This is a genomic window from Agromyces sp. ISL-38, from assembly GCF_018613935.1.
In the GTDB taxonomy this organism is placed as follows: domain Bacteria; phylum Actinomycetota; class Actinomycetes; order Actinomycetales; family Microbacteriaceae; genus Agromyces.
Genome location: NZ_JAGGPF010000009.1, coordinates 332,758 through 353,104, shown reverse-complemented (window position 1 = coordinate 353,104; position 20,347 = coordinate 332,758). Strand labels below are relative to the sequence as shown.

19 protein-coding genes and 1 pseudogene are annotated in these 20,347 nt (G+C 67.6%); 10 read left to right on the top strand and 10 right to left on the bottom strand.

The window, feature by feature from the left end; genetic code table 11:
* Window positions 1–49: 49 nt before the first annotated feature.
* A complete protein-coding gene (locus J7E25_RS09085) occupies window positions 50–964 on the bottom strand; it encodes a LysR family transcriptional regulator (RefSeq protein ID WP_214869805.1) in 915 nt (304 codons plus the stop codon).
* A gap of 119 nt (window positions 965–1,083) precedes the next feature.
* Here J7E25_RS09085 and J7E25_RS09080 point away from each other — a divergent pair, with 119 nt between their 5' ends.
* The 7 genes from J7E25_RS09080 (at window position 1,084) to J7E25_RS09050 (ending at window position 7,058) form a co-directional block, all read left to right on the top strand.
* On the top strand, window positions 1,084–1,812 hold the full coding sequence (locus J7E25_RS09080) for an SDR family NAD(P)-dependent oxidoreductase (protein ID WP_214869804.1): 729 nt from the start codon (window positions 1,084–1,086) through the stop codon (window positions 1,810–1,812).
* Window positions 1,812–2,543: an SDR family NAD(P)-dependent oxidoreductase gene (locus J7E25_RS09075; RefSeq protein ID WP_214869803.1), complete on the top strand. Its 732-nt coding sequence runs from the start codon at window positions 1,812–1,814 to the stop codon at window positions 2,541–2,543. Before J7E25_RS09080 ends, J7E25_RS09075 begins: the two co-directional genes overlap by 1 nt.
* Window positions 2,544–2,599: 56 nt before the next feature.
* Window positions 2,600–3,484 carry an ABC transporter substrate-binding protein gene (locus J7E25_RS09070; protein WP_214869802.1) on the top strand — a complete coding sequence of 295 codons (885 nt, stop codon included), beginning with the start codon at window positions 2,600–2,602 and terminating at the stop codon, window positions 3,482–3,484.
* 92 nt (window positions 3,485–3,576) lie between these two features.
* Complete coding sequence (locus J7E25_RS09065; RefSeq protein WP_308164459.1) at window positions 3,577–4,362, top strand: amino acid ABC transporter ATP-binding protein; 786 nt, start codon at window positions 3,577–3,579, stop codon at window positions 4,360–4,362.
* A 1-nt stretch (window position 4,363) separates the two neighbouring features.
* Window positions 4,364–5,005 (top strand): amino acid ABC transporter permease, encoded by a 642-nt coding sequence (locus J7E25_RS09060; RefSeq protein ID WP_214869801.1) that lies wholly within the window; start codon window positions 4,364–4,366, stop codon window positions 5,003–5,005.
* A complete protein-coding gene (locus J7E25_RS09055) occupies window positions 5,005–5,649 on the top strand; it encodes an amino acid ABC transporter permease (protein WP_214869800.1) in 645 nt (214 codons plus the stop codon). The genes J7E25_RS09060 and J7E25_RS09055 overlap by 1 nt, the downstream gene beginning before the upstream one ends.
* Window positions 5,650–5,756: 107 nt before the next feature.
* Window positions 5,757–7,058, top strand: coding sequence for an NAD(P)/FAD-dependent oxidoreductase (locus tag J7E25_RS09050; protein WP_214869799.1), 1,302 nt, complete (start codon window positions 5,757–5,759; stop codon window positions 7,056–7,058).
* Window positions 7,059–7,195: 137 nt separating this feature from the next.
* On the opposite strand, the pseudogene J7E25_RS17860 reads toward J7E25_RS09050, so the two are convergent.
* The 5 genes and pseudogenes from J7E25_RS17860 to J7E25_RS09025 all read right to left on the bottom strand — a co-directional run.
* Window positions 7,196–7,517 (bottom strand): annotated as a pseudogene (locus J7E25_RS17860) (AarF/ABC1/UbiB kinase family protein); the annotation flags it as partial.
* A gap of 7 nt (window positions 7,518–7,524) precedes the next feature.
* Window positions 7,525–8,766: a HipA domain-containing protein gene (locus J7E25_RS09040; protein ID WP_214869797.1), complete on the bottom strand. Its 1,242-nt coding sequence runs from the start codon at window positions 8,764–8,766 to the stop codon at window positions 7,525–7,527.
* Complete coding sequence (locus J7E25_RS09035; RefSeq protein WP_215009079.1) at window positions 8,759–8,971, bottom strand: helix-turn-helix domain-containing protein; 213 nt, start codon at window positions 8,969–8,971, stop codon at window positions 8,759–8,761. The genes J7E25_RS09040 and J7E25_RS09035 overlap by 8 nt, the downstream gene beginning before the upstream one ends.
* Before the next feature lie 151 nt (window positions 8,972–9,122).
* Window positions 9,123–10,883, bottom strand: a complete 1,761-nt coding sequence (locus J7E25_RS09030; RefSeq protein ID WP_214869796.1) for an AarF/ABC1/UbiB kinase family protein — start codon at window positions 10,881–10,883, stop codon at window positions 9,123–9,125.
* Between the two features lie 5 nt (window positions 10,884–10,888).
* Window positions 10,889–11,458 carry a PadR family transcriptional regulator gene (locus J7E25_RS09025; protein WP_214869795.1) on the bottom strand — a complete coding sequence of 190 codons (570 nt, stop codon included), beginning with the start codon at window positions 11,456–11,458 and terminating at the stop codon, window positions 10,889–10,891.
* Window positions 11,459–11,943: 485 nt separating this feature from the next.
* Between J7E25_RS09025 and J7E25_RS09020 the strand changes: the two genes are divergently transcribed.
* The gene (locus J7E25_RS09020; RefSeq protein ID WP_214869794.1) at window positions 11,944–12,447 is read left to right on the top strand and encodes a hypothetical protein; all 504 of its coding nucleotides are present in this window, start codon (window positions 11,944–11,946) and stop codon (window positions 12,445–12,447) included.
* On the opposite strand, the gene J7E25_RS09015 is transcribed toward J7E25_RS09020, so the two are convergent.
* From J7E25_RS09015 to J7E25_RS09005, 3 genes are read right to left on the bottom strand one after another with little or no spacing between them, the layout of a single operon-like run.
* On the bottom strand, window positions 12,413–13,081 hold the full coding sequence (locus tag J7E25_RS09015; protein ID WP_214869793.1) for a helicase associated domain-containing protein: 669 nt from the start codon (window positions 13,079–13,081) through the stop codon (window positions 12,413–12,415). The genes J7E25_RS09020 and J7E25_RS09015 overlap by 35 nt on opposite strands.
* Entirely contained in the window at window positions 13,078–16,470 is a 3,393-nt protein-coding gene (locus tag J7E25_RS09010; RefSeq protein ID WP_214869792.1) for a DEAD/DEAH box helicase family protein, read from the bottom strand. Before J7E25_RS09010 ends, J7E25_RS09015 begins: the two co-directional genes overlap by 4 nt.
* Window positions 16,467–17,642 (bottom strand): Fic family protein, encoded by a 1,176-nt coding sequence (locus tag J7E25_RS09005; protein WP_214869791.1) that lies wholly within the window; start codon window positions 17,640–17,642, stop codon window positions 16,467–16,469. The genes J7E25_RS09010 and J7E25_RS09005 overlap by 4 nt, the downstream gene beginning before the upstream one ends.
* 248 nt (window positions 17,643–17,890) lie before the next feature.
* Between J7E25_RS09005 and J7E25_RS09000 the strand changes: the two genes are divergently transcribed.
* Both J7E25_RS09000 and J7E25_RS08995 read left to right on the top strand, forming a co-directional pair.
* Window positions 17,891–18,568, top strand: coding sequence for a hypothetical protein (locus J7E25_RS09000; RefSeq protein WP_214869790.1), 678 nt, complete (start codon window positions 17,891–17,893; stop codon window positions 18,566–18,568).
* 5 nt (window positions 18,569–18,573) lie between these two features.
* Window positions 18,574–18,822 carry a hypothetical protein gene (locus J7E25_RS08995; RefSeq protein ID WP_214869789.1) on the top strand — a complete coding sequence of 83 codons (249 nt, stop codon included), beginning with the start codon at window positions 18,574–18,576 and terminating at the stop codon, window positions 18,820–18,822.
* Between the two features lie 373 nt (window positions 18,823–19,195).
* On the opposite strand, the gene J7E25_RS08990 is transcribed toward J7E25_RS08995, so the two are convergent.
* Window positions 19,196–20,347, bottom strand: a complete 1,152-nt coding sequence (locus J7E25_RS08990) for a restriction endonuclease subunit S (protein WP_308164491.1) — start codon at window positions 20,345–20,347, stop codon at window positions 19,196–19,198.

Below are 20,347 nucleotides of genomic sequence, written 5' to 3'. Positions count from 1 at the left end.
AGCGGATGCCGGCGCGACGGTCACGTTCGACAGCCTCGCTCCGGTCGGATCATGCCCCTGCGATCCGCCGCAGGATCCGGTGCGCGAGGCGCATGAACTGCCCGGTCGCCGGCGAGATCGCTCCGCCGCGGCGGGTGACGAACGCGTAGTGCTCCTCGATGGGCGGGTCGAGCGGCGCCCAAGTCATGCCGCGCGCGGCGATGAGTGAGCGGCCAACGTGGTACGACACGAGCGAGTCGCCGACGCCCTCGGCGGCGAGCTCGAGCGCGTGGGTCTGGAACTCGACCTCTACGATCGGCTCGAGGGTGATCCCCTCCCGCTGGGCACGCTCGAGCAGCGAGACGCGCAGCGGGTCGTCATGCGACCAGCGGGCCTCTGACAGAATGAGGGGCCGCGTCGCGAGGGTGCGGATGTCGACCGGCGCCTGGGTGTGCTCAGGACGCTTCGAGACGTACACCACCTGGTCGGTGAAGACGGATGGCGTGACCTCGAGTTCGCGGTCGTCGACGGGCAGTTGCACGAGCCCGGCCTCGAGCCGGCCCTCGCGCACCCCGTCGGCGACCTCCGACGAGTTGAGTCCGACGACCTGGATCCGCACACTCGGGTGGAGCGTGTGGAAGTCCCTGATCAGGTCGGTCAACAGGTAGAGGTGCGCGCTGTTGAACGTGCCGAACGAGACGGTTCCCTCCTCGATCGATCGGACGCGTCGGCTCCACTCCGCGAACTCCCGCATGTCGGTCACGGTCTGCTCGGCGAGGGGAAGCAACTGCTTGCCGGCATCCGTCAGCAGCAGCCGACGCGACGTTCGCGTGAACAGCGGCACCTCGAGCGACCGCTCGAGCACGGAGATCTGCTCCGAGAGGCTCGGCTGCGCAATATGGTGCTCCGCAGCCGCGCCGGCGAACGTGCCGATGCGAGCTGCGGTGATGAAGTATTCGAGCTGCCGGATGGTCGGAAGCACCATGAAATGCCCTTCTGATCAAGGTTCTACCTATGTCTAGCATCGCGGAATAAGCATTGTCCTGTGAATCCTCGGCTGGTGCACTGGATTTCCAACACCACGAACGTTAGGAACCGTCGAACATGCAGGACACCACGGGCACCGTCATCGTCACGGGCGCCGCATCGGGAATGGGACTCGCGACCGCCGAGGTCTTCCTCCGCCACGGCTGGACCGTGGTCGGCCTCGACGTCGTCGAAGCCCAGCCGGCGCTGGCCGCCGACACCGATGGAACTGCGGGCACGTTCCTCGCCGCGGTCGCCGATGTGCGCGACCGCGACGCTGTCACGGCGGCGATCGACGCCGTGCTCCCGGCCGGCGCCGCGATCGACGCGGTCGCGAACATTGCCGGCGTGTACCCGCCCACAACGCTCGACACCTACGACGAGGCGTCCTTCCGCCGCATCTTCGACATCAACGTCCTCGGTGTCCTCAACGTCTCCGCTGCCGCACGGCCGCGCATGGGCGCCGGCTCGGCCATCGTGAACTTCGCCTCGGTCGACGCCTTCACGGTCTCGCCGGGCCAGCTGCTCTACGGCGCCTCGAAGGCCGCCGTGGTGATGCTCACCAAGTCCCTCGCGCTCGAGCTCGCGCCCGCCGGCATCCGGGTCAACGGCATCGCGCCCGGCTGGGTCGCCACCCCCGGCAACGCCGCGACGGGCCGAATGGATGCCGCGGCCGCGTCGATCCCGCTCCGCCGGGTCGCCCAGCCCGGCGAGATCGCCGAATGGGTACGGTTGCTCACGAGCTCGCAGGCCGGATTCATGACGGGGGAGACGGTCGTGCTCTCCGGCGGGGACGTGATGCGCTGATGACCCCGTCGACCTCCGTCGTCGTCGTGACGGGCGGTGCACGCGGCCAAGGCGCCGCGCACGCGGCGCATCTCGGACGCCCCGGCACTCGCGTCATCCTCACCGACGTGCTCGCCGACGAGGGCGAGCGCACCGCGGCGGTCCTCCGCGCCTCGGGCGTCGACGCCGTCTTCCACGCGCTCGACGTCGCCGACGAGCGCGCGTGGGCCGGGCTCGCCGACCGGATCGCCGCCGAGGGCATTCCGCTGCGCGGCCTCGTGAACAACGCCGGCATCCTGCGTCACGCCTCGATCGCCGACACCACGGTCGACGCGTGGACGCTGCACGAGCGCGTCAACGTGCACGGGACGTTCCTCGGCATCCGCGCACTCGCGCCCCTCATGGCGGCGTCGGGCGGCGGGGCCATCGTCAACGTCTCGTCGACCGCGGCCCTCGTCGGCTCCGCCGGCTACGCCGCCTACTCCGCATCGAAGGCCGCGGTGCTCGCGCTCACCCGCGTGGCCGCTGTGGAACTCGCCCCGACCGTGCGCGTCAACGCCATCACCCCCGGCGGCGTCGCCACGCCCATGAACGACGACGAGCCGGCCGGCGGCACGAGCAGCGCTACGCCGCTCGGCCGTCGCGCCCAGGCCGAGGAGATCTCGCCGCTCATCGCCTACCTGCTCTCACCGGCGTCGTCGTTCGTCACCGGCTCGGTCGTCACCATCGACGGCGGCCTGACCGCCGTCTGATCCCGCACCGCAACGCACAACCGATCAACCCGTTCCCCCACCGAAGGAGTCATTCCATGACCGCCACTCGCACCGCCACTCGCACCACCATCCGCGCCCTCTCCGCCGCGACCGCCCTCGGGCTCGCCTCCATCGCCCTCGCCGGCTGTGCCACGTCGTCCGCCTCCGGGTCGGCCGTCGCCGAGGACTGCACCCCCGCCCACGACGGCCTCACGACCTACACCGAGGGCGTGCTCACGGTCGGCGTGCCCGAGAACCTCCCCTACACGCAAACCGAGGGTACGGATGCATCCGGCCTCGAGATCGACGTCATCAAGAAGGTCGCCGAGGCCGAGTGCCTGGGCATCGCGTTCGTGCCGATCACCTACGCCAACGGCATCCCGATGATCAGCGAGCAGAAGAAGACCGACCTGATCAGCGGCGGATGGTACGTCACCGAGGCCCGCGCCGAGCAGGTCGGGTTCACCACCGCGACCTTCTACGACACGATGGGCATCATCTCGGCCGACGGCGCCTCGACCGTCGAGGAGCTCGAGACGATCGGCGCGGTCGGCAGCGGCGCCGGGTTCTCGTGGGAGGCCGACGTCAGCGCCATCCTCGGCGACCAGTTCAAGACCTACCCCGGCACCATCGAGATGAAGCAGGACCTGCTGAACGGCCGCATCCAGGCCGCGCTCGACGGCTATGCAGTGGCGGTCGCCGCCTACGCCGACACCGATTTCAAGGTCGAGCCTGCCGAGGTCGACGACCGCGTCGCGATCACCACCGAGATGCCGCGAATCGCGTTCCCGATCGCGAAGGAGAACACCGAGCTCACCGCCGCGATCAGCGCCCTGATCGACGAGTATCGCGAAGACGGAACGCTCGCCGACCTGCTCGCCGACTACGACCTGCCGGCCGACCTGCTCGTTCCCGCCGACCAGTCGTCGACCGAGTTCTGATCCCCTTCCGGGCGCCGGCCCCGACCGGCCGGCGCCCGGCCCCAGCCACCATCCGGCCCCAAGCCCAGTCCCAGCCGCCTGAGGAGCCATCCGTGAACGTCCCACTCATCACCGAGGCGAACGAGCTCGCGATCGCCGGCGTCGAGATCTCCGACCTGTCCAAGCGGTTCGGAGACCACCTCGTGCTCGACGGCATCTCCATGAGCGTGAAGCCAGGCAGTGTCACCGCGCTGATCGGCCCGTCGGGCTCGGGCAAGAGCACGCTGCTGCGCTGCGTGAACCTGCTCGAGACACCCGACGGCGGCACCGTCACGGTCGGGTCGCAGACCATCCGCGCCGGCGAGCGCGTGAAGGACCGTGACCTGCTCGCCCTCCGTCGCCAGGTCGGCATGGTCTTCCAGTCGTTCAACCTCTTCCCGCACTTCACGGTGCTGCGGAACATCGCATTCCCGCAGGAGCGGATCCTCGGCCGCAGCCGTGAGGAGGCCGAGGCGCGCGCCCGCGTGCTCCTCGAGCGCGTCGGCCTCGCCGAGAAGGCCGACCAGCACCCCGGCAAGTGCTCGGGCGGTCAGCAGCAGCGCATCGCGATCGTGCGCGCGCTCGCGCTCAACCCGCGCGTCATGCTGTTCGACGAGCCGACGAGCGCCCTCGACCCGGAGGTCGGCGTCGAGGTGCTCGCCGTGATGCGTGAGCTCGCCGACGCGGGCATGACGATGATCGTCGTCACCCACGAGATGCAGTTCGCGCGGGATGTCTCCGACCACCTCGTCGTGATGGCCGAGGGTCACATCATCGAGGAGGGCGACCCGGCGCAGATCATGGCGAACCCCCGCGAAGAGCGCACGCGGCGGTTCCTCAGCGCGGTCCTGGAGCGCTGAGATGGGCGACGCGCTCCTCGTCGTGCTGCTCGGCCTGCCGATGACGCTGCTCGTGACCGCGCTCGCGTTCGCGATCGGCCTCGTCGGCGGGATCCCGCTCATGATCGGGCTCCGCTCGCGGATCCGCGCGGTGCGGCTCGCGTGCCGGTTCGTCGTCGACCTCATCCGCGGGGTGCCGCCCATCGTGTGGCTGTTCCTCCTCTACTTCGGCGTCTCGATCGGCGCGTTCCGGTTCGACTCGCTGACCGCTGCGGTGTGGGGGCTCGGGATCATCTCGAGTGCGTACCTCGCCGAGATCTACCGGGGTGGGTTCGCGACCGTGCCGCGTGGGCAGTCGGAGGCTGCCAGCGCGCTCGGCCTCGGTCGAACGGTGACGTTCGGCCGCGTCCTCGCACCGCAGGCCCTGCGCACGGCGCTGCCCTCGATCGCCACCTACCTGCTGTCGCTGCTGAAGGACTCGTCGATCGCCTCCACGATCGGCGTCGCCGACATGGTGTTCAACGCGACGATGTTCGCCCGGCAGAACCCCGCGACGGCCGGCATCGTGCCGTTCTTCATCGCGGCCGCCGTCTACCTCATCATCAGCGTTCCCGTGGCCGTCACGGCCCGGCGCCTCGACACCCGGCTGAGGAGGACCCACTGATGGATCTCACCGAGTACCTGCCCCGGCTCGGCCAGGGCCTTCTCGTCAGCCTCCAGTTGACCGCGCTCTCGGTCGTGTTCGGCTACGTCATCGGGCTCGCCTTCGCGCTCGGCGTCTCGTCGCGGCGGCCCTGGCTGAAGTGGCCCGCGCTCGTTGTCGTCGAGATCGGCCGCGGCATCCCCGCCCTGGTCGTGCTCTACATCGTCTACTTCGGTCTTCCCGCGCTCGGCGTGCTGTTCGAGAATTTCTGGGCGGCGGTCATCGGTCTGACATTCACGGCAGCGGCGTATTCGTCGGAGATGATCCGCGGGGGCATCCAGTCGGTGCCGGCCGTGCAGCGCGAGGCGGCGTCGGCGCTCGGGCTCTCGCGCACGACCTCGTTCGTTCGCATCGTGCTCCCGCAGGGCCTGCGGTCGTCGATCCCGGCATTGATGGGCCTCGCGATCATGTCGTTCCAGGCCACGTCGCTCGCCTACTCGATCTCGGTCAACGAGCTGATGAGCCAGGCGTATCAGGTGTCGACGATCACCTTCCAGTACCTCGCGGTCTACACGATCACGGGCCTCATCTTCGCCGCGATCGCGGTGCCCGCCACATGGCTGTCGGTGTGGGTCGAGCACCGACTCGCGCGCGGGGCGGTGTGACGGATGCCTCGTCGCCGACCGCCCGCGCAGCGACCTCCGTTGCGCCCCGACCTCAACCCAACCCCGCGACCGGATCGACCCGGCCGCCTTTCAAGAAGGAGCCACCCATGACCCGTTATTGCGTGATCGGCGCCGGCGCAGCCGGCATCTCCGCGCTGCAGCAGCTGCGGCATGCCGGCTACGACGTCGACTGCTACGAGAAGACCGATCGCGTCGGCGGCCACTGGCACACTGACTACGACGCGCTGCACCTCATCACCTCGCGCGACACGACCGGCTTCGAGGGCTTCCCGATGCCGGCCGACTACCCGCCCTTCCCGCGACGCGACCAGGTGCGGGAGTACCTCGAGTCCTACGCGCGGGCGCACGGGCACTACGACGTCATCCGCTTCAATACGGCCGTGACCTCGGTCGAGCCGATCGCGACCGACGGCCCGGTCGGCTCGGCGGGCTGGACCGTCACGCTCCACACGGGTGAGCGCGTCGAGTACGACGGGGTGCTCGTGGCCAACGGGCACCTGTGGGACCAGAAGGTGCCGACGGTGCCGGGCGAGTTCATGGGGACGCAGATCCACTCGGGTTCGTACCGCAACACGGGCGACATCTCCGGCACGCGAGTGCTCGTTGTGGGTGCGGGCAACTCGGGGTGCGACCTGGCGGTGGATGCCGCGCAGCACCGTCTCGAGGTCGACATCGTGATTCGCGAGGGCACCTACTTCCAGCCGAAGGCGTACTTCGGCGTGCCGCGGCAGGAGGTGCCGTGGATGGGGCAGTTCTCGCCCGACGAGCAGGACCTCATCGCGCGCCTGCTCGCGCGGGTCTCGATCGGGGAGTGGCACAACTACCCGGGCATGCCCGAGCCGAAGTACCGCACCCTCGCCGAGGGCCGCACGGTCGTGAACGACCTGCTGCTGTACTGGGTGCAGCACGGCCGGGTGCGCATCGTGCCGGGTATCACCCGGTTCGAGGGCCGCACCGTGCACTTCTCTGATGGCACGGCGCGCGAGTACGACACCATCCTGTGGGCGACTGGGTTCCACGCGAGCCTGCCGTTCATGGAGGCCTCGCTCGTCGAGCGTCGTGGCGGGGTGCCGCTGCGCTACGCGGGCGGGATCGTGCCGAAGGGGCTGGAGAAGCTGTACTTCATCGGGCTGGCCGCGCCGCGCGGTCCGCAGATCCCGGTGTACGGGGTGCAGACGAAGTCAGCGATCCGGATAATCGCGCTGCACGAGGCCGCGGACGGCGGGTTCGCAGGTGTCGAGCGGTACCTCGCCGCGCTGCAGGACGACGACGACCGGATCGACATCGTTCGGGCGGTGTGGAACGAGCAGATGGCGGACACGGTGCGGCTGCTCGACGCCTTCGCCGAGGCGAACGCGGTGCTCGCGCCGGATCGCGCCGTCGCCTGAGGCGTGACCCCGGTGCCCACGGTGCGGCGCCGCGTAGCGGAATGCCAGGGAGCACGGATGCATCCGCTCGCGTAGCACTGCACCGTCCGATCACCCCGGCCCACGCCGCCCGAACCCCCGGCGAACAGGGCGTGCAGAAGCCGCGCGACCGTGCCTGCGAACGACAGCGCCTCCTGCCCGAGCGCCTGCACGATGTTGCCGCGCTCGTCGCGCAGGAGTTGCGCGGCGTAGGGCTCGACGGCGTCCCACATGTTGAAGTCGGGGTCGAGCGAGCTGCACATGCCTGATGTCAGCGACATCGCCCCGGATGATGAGCAGAAAGTTCTCTGGCAGTTGGAATGGCAGCGACCGCATCACCTCGCCGAACTCGATCGCGAAGCTGCGCAGTTCGCGCTGGTCGATTTGCCGCACCTCGGCGAGGCCCATCCCCCCGAAACGCGCGAACAGCTCGGCCATCGCCCCTGTGTTACCGTGTCGCCGGTGATCCGATCGACGCACCACCGAGCAGATTCGACACGAATGCACTGAGCTCGTGGCGGAGCCCGCTGTGCGCCGACGGATGCGGCGCTTCCGCCTCAACCACCTCGGCGATCTGCTCCAGTGTCGGCCGTACCAACGCGCCGGCGGCGCCCGACCACGACCCGAGCTGCGCCTCGAGGTCGTCGACGGTGATGTCGGCGTGCCGGTAGACGGCGTTAACGGCGAACGCCATCCGCCCGTCGTTCGGCTGGTGCCGCAGCGGCACGGTGTCGTAGGCGGGCGCGAGCGTCGAGGGTGCGTCGAACGGATGCAGCAGCGCGAGGTTCTTCGCGTGCAGGTCGACGTTGCCGATCGCGACGGCGAGCACCACCATCCGGGCGAGCTGCTCGACCGAGGCGGCGCCCGCGTGCGAGCGGACGAGCGAGTGGATGCGGTCGAGCGTCGCCGCGCCGCCCTGCTCCTGGTACTTCTGCGTGCGCGGCACGCCGAGCGCCTGGCACATGTCCTCCTGGTGCACCCGCCCGGTCGGGGCGTCCGTTGACCGGTCGTACCGTTCGATGACGAGCGCGCGGATGTCGCCGAACTCCTCGATCCACGTGTCGTACTCGATGAGGTCGAGCGCGCGAGCGATGCGGGCGCCGTACGCCTCATCGAAGATCATCGTCGGGTACCGGGCGACCTCGGGCTTGAGGATGTGCGTCGAGGGGTATCCGTCGTGCACGCGATGCCATGCGTCGTCGATTCGCGCGAGCACGACCTTGGGTTGCACGCCGTTGAGGGAGGTCTTGCCGGTGGTCAGGTCGTTGCCGAGGGGGAGTGCGGCCGGATTCCGGAGGAGCCGGCCGATCTCGGCTCGATCGATCGGAGTGATGAACGGGGTGCGCGGCTCGCCGGGTGCCGCAGGATCGTAGACCTGCAGGGCGCCGGCGACGTCGCGGCCATAGTGGGCGAGCAGACCGAGCACGTCGTACTCGGGCAGGCGCGCCTGCGCGGCGAGGTCGGTGAGCAGATCGCCCTCGGGGAGGAGTTCGGCGAAGAAGTTGCGGCGCCGTGCGACGTGCGAGCGGTTCCCGAACGGCACTAACGGCACCGACGTCGACAGCAGTGTGCTGCCCAGCCCGAACCGTTCGATCGCGCTGGCGGATGTCTCGAAGTCGAACCGTCGCCAGTCGGCGCCGACCAAGCGGCCGACCTCCTGCCCGTACAGCTCGACGGCGAGCTCAGGCATCGCCGGGCTCCTCGCGCTGATCCTTCGGCGGGTCGAGTTCGGCGTACAGCCGCACGCCGGTCCCGTCGAGCATCGCGAACAAACGCTCGGTGAGCTTGCCCGGCTTGCCCGCCTCCATTTCGGAGACCCAGCGCTGCGTCAGCCCGAGTTCGGCCGCGAGTTGCCGCTGGCTCAGCCCGCGGGCAAGTCGGCCCTGCTGCAGCATGAGGCCGAGGGTCTCGGCGTTAGGGACGCGGCCGCGGTAACTCATGAGCGCTCCATTCACTACGAATTCGTACTCACAGTAGATGACTACGTTTTCGTAGTCAAGATATGTCACTACGTTTTCGTAATGTCGAGTACGCTCAACCGCCCGATCACCCCGGCCCGCGCCGGCCGAACACCCCGGCGAACAGGGCGTGCAGGAGCGGGATCACCGACACCGCGATCAGCGCGCCGCCCCACACCGGCTCGTCGACGCGGAGCAGGATGCCGCCGATGAACAGGCCGACGAACAGGACCGCCGAGGTGATCCGCCGGGCCGAGCGCTCGAGCCTCGCCATCCGCTGCTCGAGTCGCGGAGCGTTCGCGACGAGGCGCCCTTCCTCGATGCGGTCCGCGAGCGCATCGAGGCGCTTCGGCAGCCGCGCGATCGTGCCTGCGAAGGACAGCGCCTCCTGCCCGAGCGCCTGCACGATGTTGCCGCGTTCGTCGCGCAGGAGTTGCGCGGCGTAGGGCTCGACGGCGTCCCACATGTTGAAGTCGGGGTCGAGCGAGCTGCACATGCCCGAGGTCAGCGACATCGCCCGGACGATGAGCAGGAAGTTCTCGGGCAGTTGGAACGGCAGCGCCCGCATCACCTCGCCGAACTCGATCGCGAAGCTGCGCAGCTCCCGCTGGTCGACCTTCTGCAGCTCGGCGAGGCCCATGCCCCCGAAACGCGCGAACAACTCGGCCATCGCTCGCTCGAGTTCCTCCGTGTCGGCCGACGGCAGCAGGATGCCGACACCACGGATGCTGTCGACCAGGCGCTTCCCGTCACGCGCGGCGACCGCGAGTATGACTTGCTGCAGGCCGCGCCGCAGCGAGTCGGGCACTTCGCCCATCATGCCGAAGTCGATGAAGGTGAGCCGCCAGTCGGGGGACGCGGCATCCGTCGCCCTCGAACCCGGCGACGCGGCATCCGTCACCCGCTCGACTGGCGTGATGAAGATGTTGCCGGGGTGCGGGTCGGCGTGGAAGAAGCCGTCACGGAAGAGCTGGTCGAACATGATGGCTGCGAACTGCTTCGCGACTGCCTTCGGGTCGATGCCCGCCGCCACCAAGGACTCACGGTCGTTGATCTTGATCGCCGTCACGTCGGCGAGCGTCAGCACGCGGCGCGTCGTGCGCTCCCAGACGACTTCGGGCGCGGCGACCCGCGGGTCGTCGGCGAAGCTCGCAGCGAACCGGTCGGCGTTGCCCGCTTCCTGCAGGTAGTCGATCTCTTGGAGGCTTGTGACGGCGAACTCCTCGACGAGCGAGGGGAGGTCGACGCGGCTCGAGACGAATCTCACGCGGCTGAGCCAGCCGGCGACCCGGCGCAGCGCCGCCAGGTCGACGTCGACGATCGTCTCGATGCCCGGTCGCTGCACCTTGACGACGGCTTCGTCGAGCCCCGTGTCGGCGGCGTCGATCGGCGAGAGCCGGGCGCGGTGCGCTTGACCGAGGGATGCCGCGGCCAGCGGTGTCGGGTCGAACGACGCGTACGCGCGCTCGAGCGAAACCCCCAGCTCGGCCTCGGCGAGGCGCCTGATCGCGTCGAACGGCACGGGCGGCACTTCGTCTTGGAGCCCAGCGAGCTCGTGCGTGATCTCAGGCGGCAGCACGTCGAGTCGCGACGAAAGGTATTGGCCGACCTTGATCATGAGGCCGCCGAGGTCGACCGCGAGCACGTGGAAGCGCTGGGCGATGCGGGTCAGCCGCGCGGCTCGCCCGCGCGCCGCAACCTTCGCGAGGCCGAAGCGAGGAAGGACGAGCTCGAACCACCAGATCTGGACGATGTGTCGCGCGGCGAACCGCAGGATCCGCCGGTAGCGGGCGCGGGTGTTGCCGACATCGGGCGTCCACGCTTCTGGACTCCGACGTGTCGAGGGCACCGAGGTCAGTCCTGAGCGAGGATCGAGTAGAGACGACGACGCGCCTCGTCGAGCACGTCGACCGCCTGCTTGACCTGCTCGGGAGTGCCCGAGCGCCCGATCTGCGCCGCAGCCTGTGCGAGCTCGATGCCGGCCTTCGGGAGCGCCCCGACAGCGCCGAAGTCGCGTGCGCTCGAGGTCTGCCACGGCGCGGGACGATCAGCGGATGCCTCGGCCTCGGCCCGCCCCGCTTCCGTCAGCGAGTAGGTCTTGCGGCCGTCCGACTCCTCTGCGCTGATGAGCCCCTCGTCGGCGAGCAGCTGCAGGGTTGGATACACCGAGCCAGCGCTCGGCTTCCAGGTGCCGCCGCTGCGCTCGGCGATCTCGCTGATGATCTGGTAGCCATGCATCGGCCGCTCGGCGAGGAGCGCGAGCACCGCCGCGCGCACGTCGCCGCGGCCCATGCGCGGCGCGACCTTCTGCTCGAACATGCCGCGAAGTTGATCCATGACCTCCCACAGCCCCGGTCCGGGGCGGCCTTGCCCCCACCCACTCGAGGAACCGGCGGAGCCGCCGCCCATGTACGAATCGCTCATGATGACCTCCCTGAACCGGGCCCTGGCTGGGTCTCGACGATATATAACGATATATCGTTCGCCCGCTTCGGGGTAGACCGTCGATCCGTGTCGACCTGAGCGAGTCAGGCGTCTCCGCTGACCCGCAGGTCGCGCCGCGCGAACCCGCCGGGCTCGGGCGGCGCGCTGCGGATCTGGTCGGCCGTGAACCCGCGCCGCGGCCTCAGCGCGCAGTGCGCGACGACCTCGCACCCCTCGAACGCTCGCGTCAGTACGTCGAGTCGCCGGTGTCGATGCCGGTGCGGGCGAGATGACGACGGATGCCTCTGGCCCGAGCCATTCGGCCAGGTGCCGTCCGACGAATCCGGTGCCGCCGGTCATCGCGGTACGGGGGTGGATCATACGTGAGACCGTAGTATGCCGGTGAGCCGATGCCAGCCTCGATCGTGGTGGCCCGAGCAGGATCCGGATATCGATCTGGATAGATCCAAGCTTGGAGGTTTCGCATGGACGGATGGATTTCTCTCGCTGCTGGTCTGATTGGCGCCCTGATCGGCGGGGCAGCGGCCCTCGCCGGTAGTGTCATCGCATCGAGAGACACCAAGCAGGCTCGCGTTCACAGTGCACGGAAAGCTGCGCGAGATGAGCGGACGGCCGCGTACGCTCAGCTCCTCACGGCGGCGAGGAAGTTGCGATACCTCGCTCGGGGCGACTCTGTCGGCGGCTGGACCGCGGAAGAGATCAAGACGGAACTGTCGACCGCACAATATGTCATCGAAATGCTTGCTCCAAACGAGATGATCGCGCTCGGTGAGGCGGTGCGCGCGGGCACACTCGACTACGCAGGCGCGAATGACAAGGGAAAGGACGAGGCCGAACGTGCGCGACTGCGGGAGGTGGCACGTGCCGCGGTTGACGCATTTACGGCCGGCGCGAGAGATGACCTCAGCCTGTCGGCCCGACCGCTCGGCTCGCTCACCAATTCCAGCCGGGAATCGACTGAAGTCTGAGGATGCGGTCTTCCCGAAGCGTTCCCTGTGCGTACTCCCGGCGACGCGTGTAGACCCAGCGCCCAAGGGGAAATTCGCCTTCCCTATGGGTCTGTGAGATAGCGGTTGTGCCGTGACGGAGTGCGTACACGATCATTAAGTCGACGCCCTTCTCGAAACGAGCGTCCTGGGCATTCCAAGTCCATTCGGGCAGCGACTCGAGCTGGGAGATCTGTTCGCCGGTCAGCTGTCCCCAAAGGAACTGGTCTCTGCGATTCTTAACCCATCGGCCGAGGTTCACGCCATCGTGCATGGTTCCCTGGGAAACGTTGGCCGTCCCGTGAATCTCGACGTAGCCCAGCAACGCAAGCAACCCGTCATCGTACCGATCGACATAGTCCTGACGCTTCTGACGGGACCTTGGCTTCCACGACCACTCGGGCCTAGCCTGCAGCTCCTCCACGACGCTCGGGGGTAGCGATCGACGTGCCTCGCGCAGATCGCGAGCCCACCGGCCCAACGCGAAGTACTCTTCGATGTGGTTCACCGGAATGGTCGAGTGCCGCTCCCGGGCGATGAATTTGTCGAGATGAGCGAGCCCGGTCCCCAGGGCCCGTACTAGATCCAAGGTCAAGTACTTCTCCGAGTTCATCATGCCGTCCGCACTGGCCGGGCGGTCGCCGCCACCGCATCGAGCACCTGCTCCAACTCGATGATTTCCGCCTCGGTGAAGACGTCTTCGGGCCCTGTCGGCGCGATCGCGTCGAACGGCGGATCGTACAGCACTCGGATCGGCACGGACCCAGTGCGACTGAGCTCGGTGACGATCAGGTCGACGAACGAGATCTGCCTCGAGGTGAGGTTGCGATCGGCGACGAACACCGAGAGAGCCTCCTGCGCGGCCGACCGTTCGAGCCCCACGATCGAGCGCACGAAGAGTCCGAGGTCGTCGGCTTCCGCCACGGCGGCATCGAGGTCGGATGCCTCGAGCTCGCCGCTCTCGACAAGCAGGCGTTGCAGCTCGTCGAGGTCGGTTTCCGTGAGCTGCTTGCCAGTGCGGAGCTTGCGCAGCACGAGGTGGGTCTCATGCCGGCGCAGGTACGCGAAGAGCTTGTCGCGGAAGCGGGTGCGGTCGACGCCCGGAGTCACAATCGTGATCGAGGCGCCATCCGGCATCTCGAGTTCGTCTTCGAAGTCGGTGAACATCGGGGAGCGCGGGGTGAGCTCGATCAGTCGCACGAGCGGGCGTAGGCGCGTGCGCATCAGCTCGAGCAGGGGCAGCGTGACATCCTGCCACCAGTCGACCCCGGCGACGGCATCGATCAGCTCGAGGTGCTCCGTGACGACGGGAATGCCGCGCTGCTCGCCGAGAGCGGCCGCAATTGCGCGGATGCGGTCGCGCGCCGCCGCGAACCCCGGGTCCGCTGCGACGACGCCGAGCTGCGCTCGCAGCACGAGCAGGTCGAACCGTTTAGCGCGCTCGTCATTCTCGGCGGTGAGCGCGGCCGATGGGAGATCGGCGAGCGCCGCGGCATCCGACAGCTCGTCGGTGCGCGCCTGCCAGGCGTCGCCCGACCCGAAGTGCTCGACGAGGCGCCGGTACCGGCGAACAAGGAAGTTCTGCTCATTCATGCCGGCGACGACGGCCTGCAGGCGCTCGGCAAGGGACGTGCGCACTTCGCGGTCGGCGTCGGAGGCGTCGCCTGCGGCATCCGCTCGGTCGATGGCCCGCAGGAGGTCGAGCCGTGTCGTGAAGAGCCGCGAGTGAAGGGATCGCGTGTTCGACGTCTGCAGTTCGGGCAGCTGCTGGTTGAAGAACTCGATGTTGCCGCCCACGTCGAAGACGACGAAGTCGAGCTTGTCGTCGCCGGAGCCATAGAGGTCGGGGCGCAGGCGGGTGCCGCGTCCGAGCATTTGCCAGTACTTCGACTTCGAGTAGACGGCCTTGAAGAACACGAGGTTGACGACCTCGGGCACGTCGATGCCGGTGTCGAGCATGTCGACCGAGATGGCGATGTGCGGCGACTTCTCAGCCTGCGAGAAGTCGTCGATGAGGGTCTGCGCGCGCTCGACCCGGTAAGTGATCACGCGTGTGAAGTGCCCGGCGTACTCGGGGTAGTTCGCGTCGAATCGCTCGGCGATGAACTGCGCGTGGTCGTTGTTCTTCGCGAAGACGATCGTCTTGCCGAGCCGGTCACCGCCGGCAACGGTGCGGCCCTCGGTCATGAGCACCTCGAGCACCTTGTCGACCGTGTCCTCGTTGAACAGCCACTTGTTGATCTCCTCCGCCTCGACGCGATCGGGCACGAGCCCGTCCTCCCACTCGAGCAGGTCCCACTGCTCCTTCTGGTCTTCGGAGAGATCGTCGTAGCGGATGCCGCTGCGCAGGAACTTCGACGTGATCGACCTCGCGACTGGCGGCACGAGGTATCCGTCGTCGATCGCCGTCCCCAGGTCGTACGAGTACGTGGGCACGCCGTCTTCGAGGTTGAAGAGCCGGTAGGTGTTGTGGTCGACCTCGTCTTTCGGCGTCGCCGTGAGGCCGACGACGAGCGCGTCGAAGTACTCGAAGATCGCGCCGTATTTCTGATACACCGAGCGATGGGCCTCGTCGATGACGATGAGGTCGAAGTACCCGGGGCCGAACCGGCGCAGCTCGTCACCTTGGTCGATGAGCCCCATCATGGTGGGATACGTCGAGACGTAGACGCGGGCATCCCTAGCCTTCTCGGTGACAAGGTTCACCGGCGGCAGATCTGGGAGCTGCTGCTTGAACGCGTTCGTCGCCTGATTCACGAGCGCGACGCGGTCGGCGAGGAACAGCACGCGCTTGACCCAGTTCGCCCGAGCTAGCAGATCGACGAGCGCGATCACCGTGCGGGTCTTGCCGCTGCCGGTCGCCATGATCAGCAGCGACCGCCGCTCGTGGTCGTGCTCGTACGCCTCGGCGACGGCACGAATCGCCTGGTGCTGATAGGTGCGCGAAGCGATTTCCTCATTGATCGCGAGCGAGGCGAGCGGATGCCGCGAGTGCCGCCGCTGCACGAGCAGCGCCAGTTCGTCTTTCGTGTAGAAACCCTGCACCTCGCGCGGCGGATAGCGCAGGTCGTCCCAGATCCACTGTTCATAGCCGTTCGACGTGAAGATCACCGGGCGCTGCCCGTACTGCAGCTCGAGCGCGTCGGCATAGAGCTTCGCCTGCTGCTGGCCGACGCGCGCGTCGCGCTTCGTGCGCTTCGCCTCGACAAGGCCGAGCGGCTTGCCATCGTCGCCCCAGAGCACGTAGTCGACGGCTCCCGCGCCGCTCGGACTGCCGACGAGACCGGTGACGGCCACCTCGGTCGTGTGCGGGTCGGACGGGTTCCAGCCCGCTTCGCGGAGGAGCACGTCGATGAAGCGGTCGCGCGTGGCCTCTTCGTCGTAGTCGTGCGTGTCGGGCACGAGCGCGTTCTGCGCCTTTGCTGCGGCGACCTCAGCGCGAAGAGCCTCGATCTCGGCATGCAGTTCGTCGCTCTCGCGCTCCATCTCCGCGAGGGCGGCATCCTTCTGCTCGTTCTCGGCGAGCGCCGCCGCAAGCTGCGCCTTCGTCTTCGCGATGATGCCCGGCTGCGGTTTCGGCAGGGATGCCGCATCGAATGGGCGCCCGGGCGCGGGACGGCTCGCGGCATCCGTCGCATAGTGCGTCGCGAACCAGATCAGGACGTGGAACAGTTCACGGATGATCGGCAGGCTGTCACCGGGTGCGATCGCGTAGGTCTTGTGCACGGCGTCGTTGCCGCGCTTCCTGATGAGGTTCATCTTCGCGAGCACGGCGGGGGAGACGAGGCGCTTGAACGTCGGCTCATGCAGTCGACTCGCGAGGTCGTCCTTGTACGGCTCGCGCAGCGCGGCATCCGCTCGATAGAGCCAGAGCACCGAGAGTTCGACGGTGCGGCGAGCGTAAAAGAGCGACGAGCGCGGGTCGCCGTTGACGTAGAACTCGGCGCGGCGCGCTTCAGCGGCGATCTCGGGCCATTCGGTCTGCACGAAGTCGAAGTTCGTCATTCTGGATCCTTCAGGAGCGGAGGCAGGAACCCTGCCCGGTCGAGTTCGCGGATCAGGAAGGGGCTCAGCTCATTCGGGCCGAACGAAACAAAGTACGACCGGCCACCGACATAGGCTGGTTTGAGCAGGCCGCGATCGAGCAGCGGCCGCAGTGCATGGCTTCGGATCGATGGGCTGCCCGGGATCAGGTGCTCCAGTTGGCCAGCCTTGACCATCTCGTGATCGAACGCGAAGAGCAGCACCTCACGTTCCCGGGCGCTGATACCGCCGGAGCGCACGAACCGGTCGAGCGCCGGCGCGACGAGCTCCGCTCGCACGAAGTCCATGTCCTGCAGCCGGTGGAGTCGGCGCAGGTCGGTCAGGAGCCCGCTGATGAAGAACTCGCACCAGGCGATCGTGCCGGCGTCGCCGAGGTCGTCGGCTGCGGCGAGAGCGTCGTAGTACTCGGCGCGCGACACCCCGAATACGGCCGTGGGGTTGACGGCGCGAAGCCCGATCGGGCTCACGAATCCGTGCCGTCCGAGCATGGCATAGCTGAGCAGCCGCGATACGCGCCCGTTTCCGTTCTGGAAGGGATGGACCCAGAGGAATCGGTGGTGGGCAATGGCGACGTGCAGCAATTGCTGATGCGTCTGCACCGGTCGGTTCACGAACTCTAGGAAGCGGTCCATTTCGCCCTGGACCGCCTGCGCGAGCGGTGGTCGGTGCGATGCGCCCTGGATTGCGACATCGCGATTGCGATAGGCGCCCGGCCTCGGGTCTCCCTCGCGGATGAGCCCGTCGACCGCTCGCCGATGCAACTCGCGCACGAATGCATGCGTGATCGGACGGGCCTTGTCGGCCTCGTCGATGAACTCCATCACCTCGTTGAGGTTCAGGATCTCGCGAACCGTCTCACCGACACGGTCGGGTTCGGTCTCGGCAGCCTGCGCCCCCGCGATCGCATCGAGGATCGTCGTGCGGTTGCCCTCGATGCGCGCTGAGATCATGCTCGAGAGGAACTGAAACAGCCCGTGCAGTTCGCTGAAGACCTGAACCGGTGTAGTGCCGACGCCGATCTCGCCGCGCAGTCGTTCGAGCTCGACGACGGCCGCAGCGAGCGGCGAGTCGAACTCGAAGCCTGGGAATGCGAACTCGAAGTTGTTCGACTGTCCCCGACTATTTGCAACCATGATGGTCGTTACTTTAGGGCACACTGCCGAACTTCGGCACGATTTCGCGGAACTGGCGTGGAATGGTTGTGGCTGTATTTGCGCGCATCGCCCGGCGGATTCGAAAATTCAGTTGCGCTCCTGGTCGGTGCGTTGGCGAATGTCAGTGGGTGCCGAGAGTCTGCTCTACTTGCCGTTCGCACGGTCGGCAGTCGTTCGGGTGATGCATCCGGATGTCACGAAGCGGGCCGTGCGCCCAGGAGACGATCATGTCCGACACGAACAACACCGACACTCCCGAGACGAGCGACGCCGCCCAGCCGGCCGCGCTCGCCGCCCCCGACACCGCCGCGGATCCCGAGACGCCGCCGACGGACGCCGCGCCGGTCGCGGACTCCCCGAAGGCCCGCCGTGTTCGCCGCTCGACCCTCGTGCTGACGGCGCTCCTCGTGCTCACGCTCGTGGGCCTCGGCATCGCGATCGCGACGGCCGCGAACCTGTCGCATGCTCTCGGCGCGACCGCGTCGGAGGCATCCGACCTATCGACGCAGGTCACCGATCTCGAGCAGGAACTCGCGTCGATGACCGAATCGCGCGATGAGTACCGCGACAACGAGACCAAGGTGGCCGAGCGCGAGATCGCGGTGGCGAAGCTCGAAGAGGAGATCGCGGCGCGCGAGGCCGCCGTGAAGGCGACCGAGGAGCACGTCATGGCCACGACTCTCAAGGACGGCCACGCCTACACCGTCGGCCTCACGATGGAGCCGGGCACGTACGAGGCGAACGCGACCGGCACCAGATGCTACTGGTCGATCACGACGACCGGCTCGAACTACTCCGACATCGTCGACAACGACCTCGGCAAGGCAGGCGTGCTGCGCGTGACGGTCGGCGGGGGTCAGGACTTCCAGTCGAGCCGCTGCGGCGACTGGCGCAAGGTCGGGTGAGTCCGATGACCATGCCACGACAGCTCGTCGTCACCCGCATCATCTGCCGCGACGGAACGGACTTCATGCTCTGTGTTCCGGCTCGTCGTGCGGGCGTTCACCCGAACCTTCGTTGCCCGCACTCGAACCACGGCGGTGGCTCCGGAGCCGGCGGATGCCCGCTGCCGACCGACCTCGAGGACGGCGTCGACCGAGAACTGCGTGACAATCAGCAGGAGTCGATCCGGCGCGGGTACGTGTTGATCAGGCTGTAGGGGCGAGTCGGGCCGTCAACCCATGGCGGCCCGACCGCTCCGGCGGTTGAGCCGTTCGATCTTTCGTGTAGCTAAGCTCGCCGCCCGCGAGCCGCTGAAGCCCTTCCGGCGAACATGTCGCAGCACCTGCGCAGCGCCGTAGATCTCGTCGGTGATGAGACCGGAACTGTGTGCGTGTTCCGCGTCGAACCAACTGCCGGCGCCAGGCTCCCACAGACCGTCGTACTTGTCGGGTCGGCCGCCTCGGCATACTCCCACCGGCCGAGCTCATTGATGACCTGCGCCTCGGTGAGCTCACCCGCCGCGAAGCGCTGTTCGATGTCGCGCGGTGAGTCGCCGCTGAAGCCGGGCACTGGGCGAGCGGATGTCTCGGTCACAATTCTCCACGGAAGGCGCGGTGCTGGAGCGAACCGAAAAGGACGTCGAATGACTCGAGGTGGGCGATCGCAACTTCTCGTGCGCGTTGGGTTGCCAGAACCTGCTCGGCGAAGCGCTGCTGAATCGCTAGTTGTGGGAGATGAATGGGAGTCGACAGGAGCCTCGGCTTCGAGATGTTCTTCATCGAGCCGCCTGTACCGGTTGCGCGGGCCGAGATTTCAGAGCGCACCCGGCGTGCCTGGAGTGTCGCGACGAGGAAGGTGGGGCTGACATGGACGTGAGGTGTCGCGCGCCAGAGCTTATCGGGGAGGACCATGTTTCCTGAGGTTGACCCGACGAGAGCAGAGGCGCCGACCAGTGCAGAAGTGTTCGCGCGGCTGATCAATACATCACCCGGGCGGACGAGATGGTCTGAGGGTGGTTCGTAGCCATCTGGGAGGGGCTTACTCTCAGTCTCCCGATAGGTGCCGCTCGTTACGGCACTGATTTTCAGCACCCGCCGACTGTTGCAACTATCGTCTCCACCAACGAGGTTCTTGCCACCTGTAAGGCTCGCGATCGCATCTGAAAGTACTGCGTTGCGCGGGGCTGTAGCAAATTGGCTTTCATAGAGCTCTTGGGCGAGTAGCTCGAGGCGCCTAACGGTAATACACCGCATCGCGCGGAGCGAGTCAGCCTGGTCCAGGATCGCGGCGATGCGGCGTTGTTCTCGGAGGCCCGGGAGACTGATTTCGTGATCGAGGAGGCTGTCGATCGGCCAATTGTCAGCGGTCGTTGCTCGAACCCAGCTGAGAACGGTTGATTCGAGAGCCTTCACCATGTGAACGAGGTATCTCGCGTCGACTTCTGCCGCGGGTACAAGGGCCTTCATGTCCTGATTCAGGGTGACGGGCTTGGTTGTCAGGGCGACAGGCAACGTGTGTTTGAGAACACCTGAGCGAACGACGACGAGTACGGATCCGGGCGGCACGACCTTAGCCGGGGAGTTGTTTACCCCTTCCTCGGTGAGACTGATCTGAGCACCGATGATGATGCGCTGCTTCATGTCTTTCGGCGTCACCCACGGGATGTCTCCACCGTAGTACTCCGGCACAGACCTGCGAGGTGTACCGCCGCCGAGCACCGAGACGACTTCGCGTACTCTCAC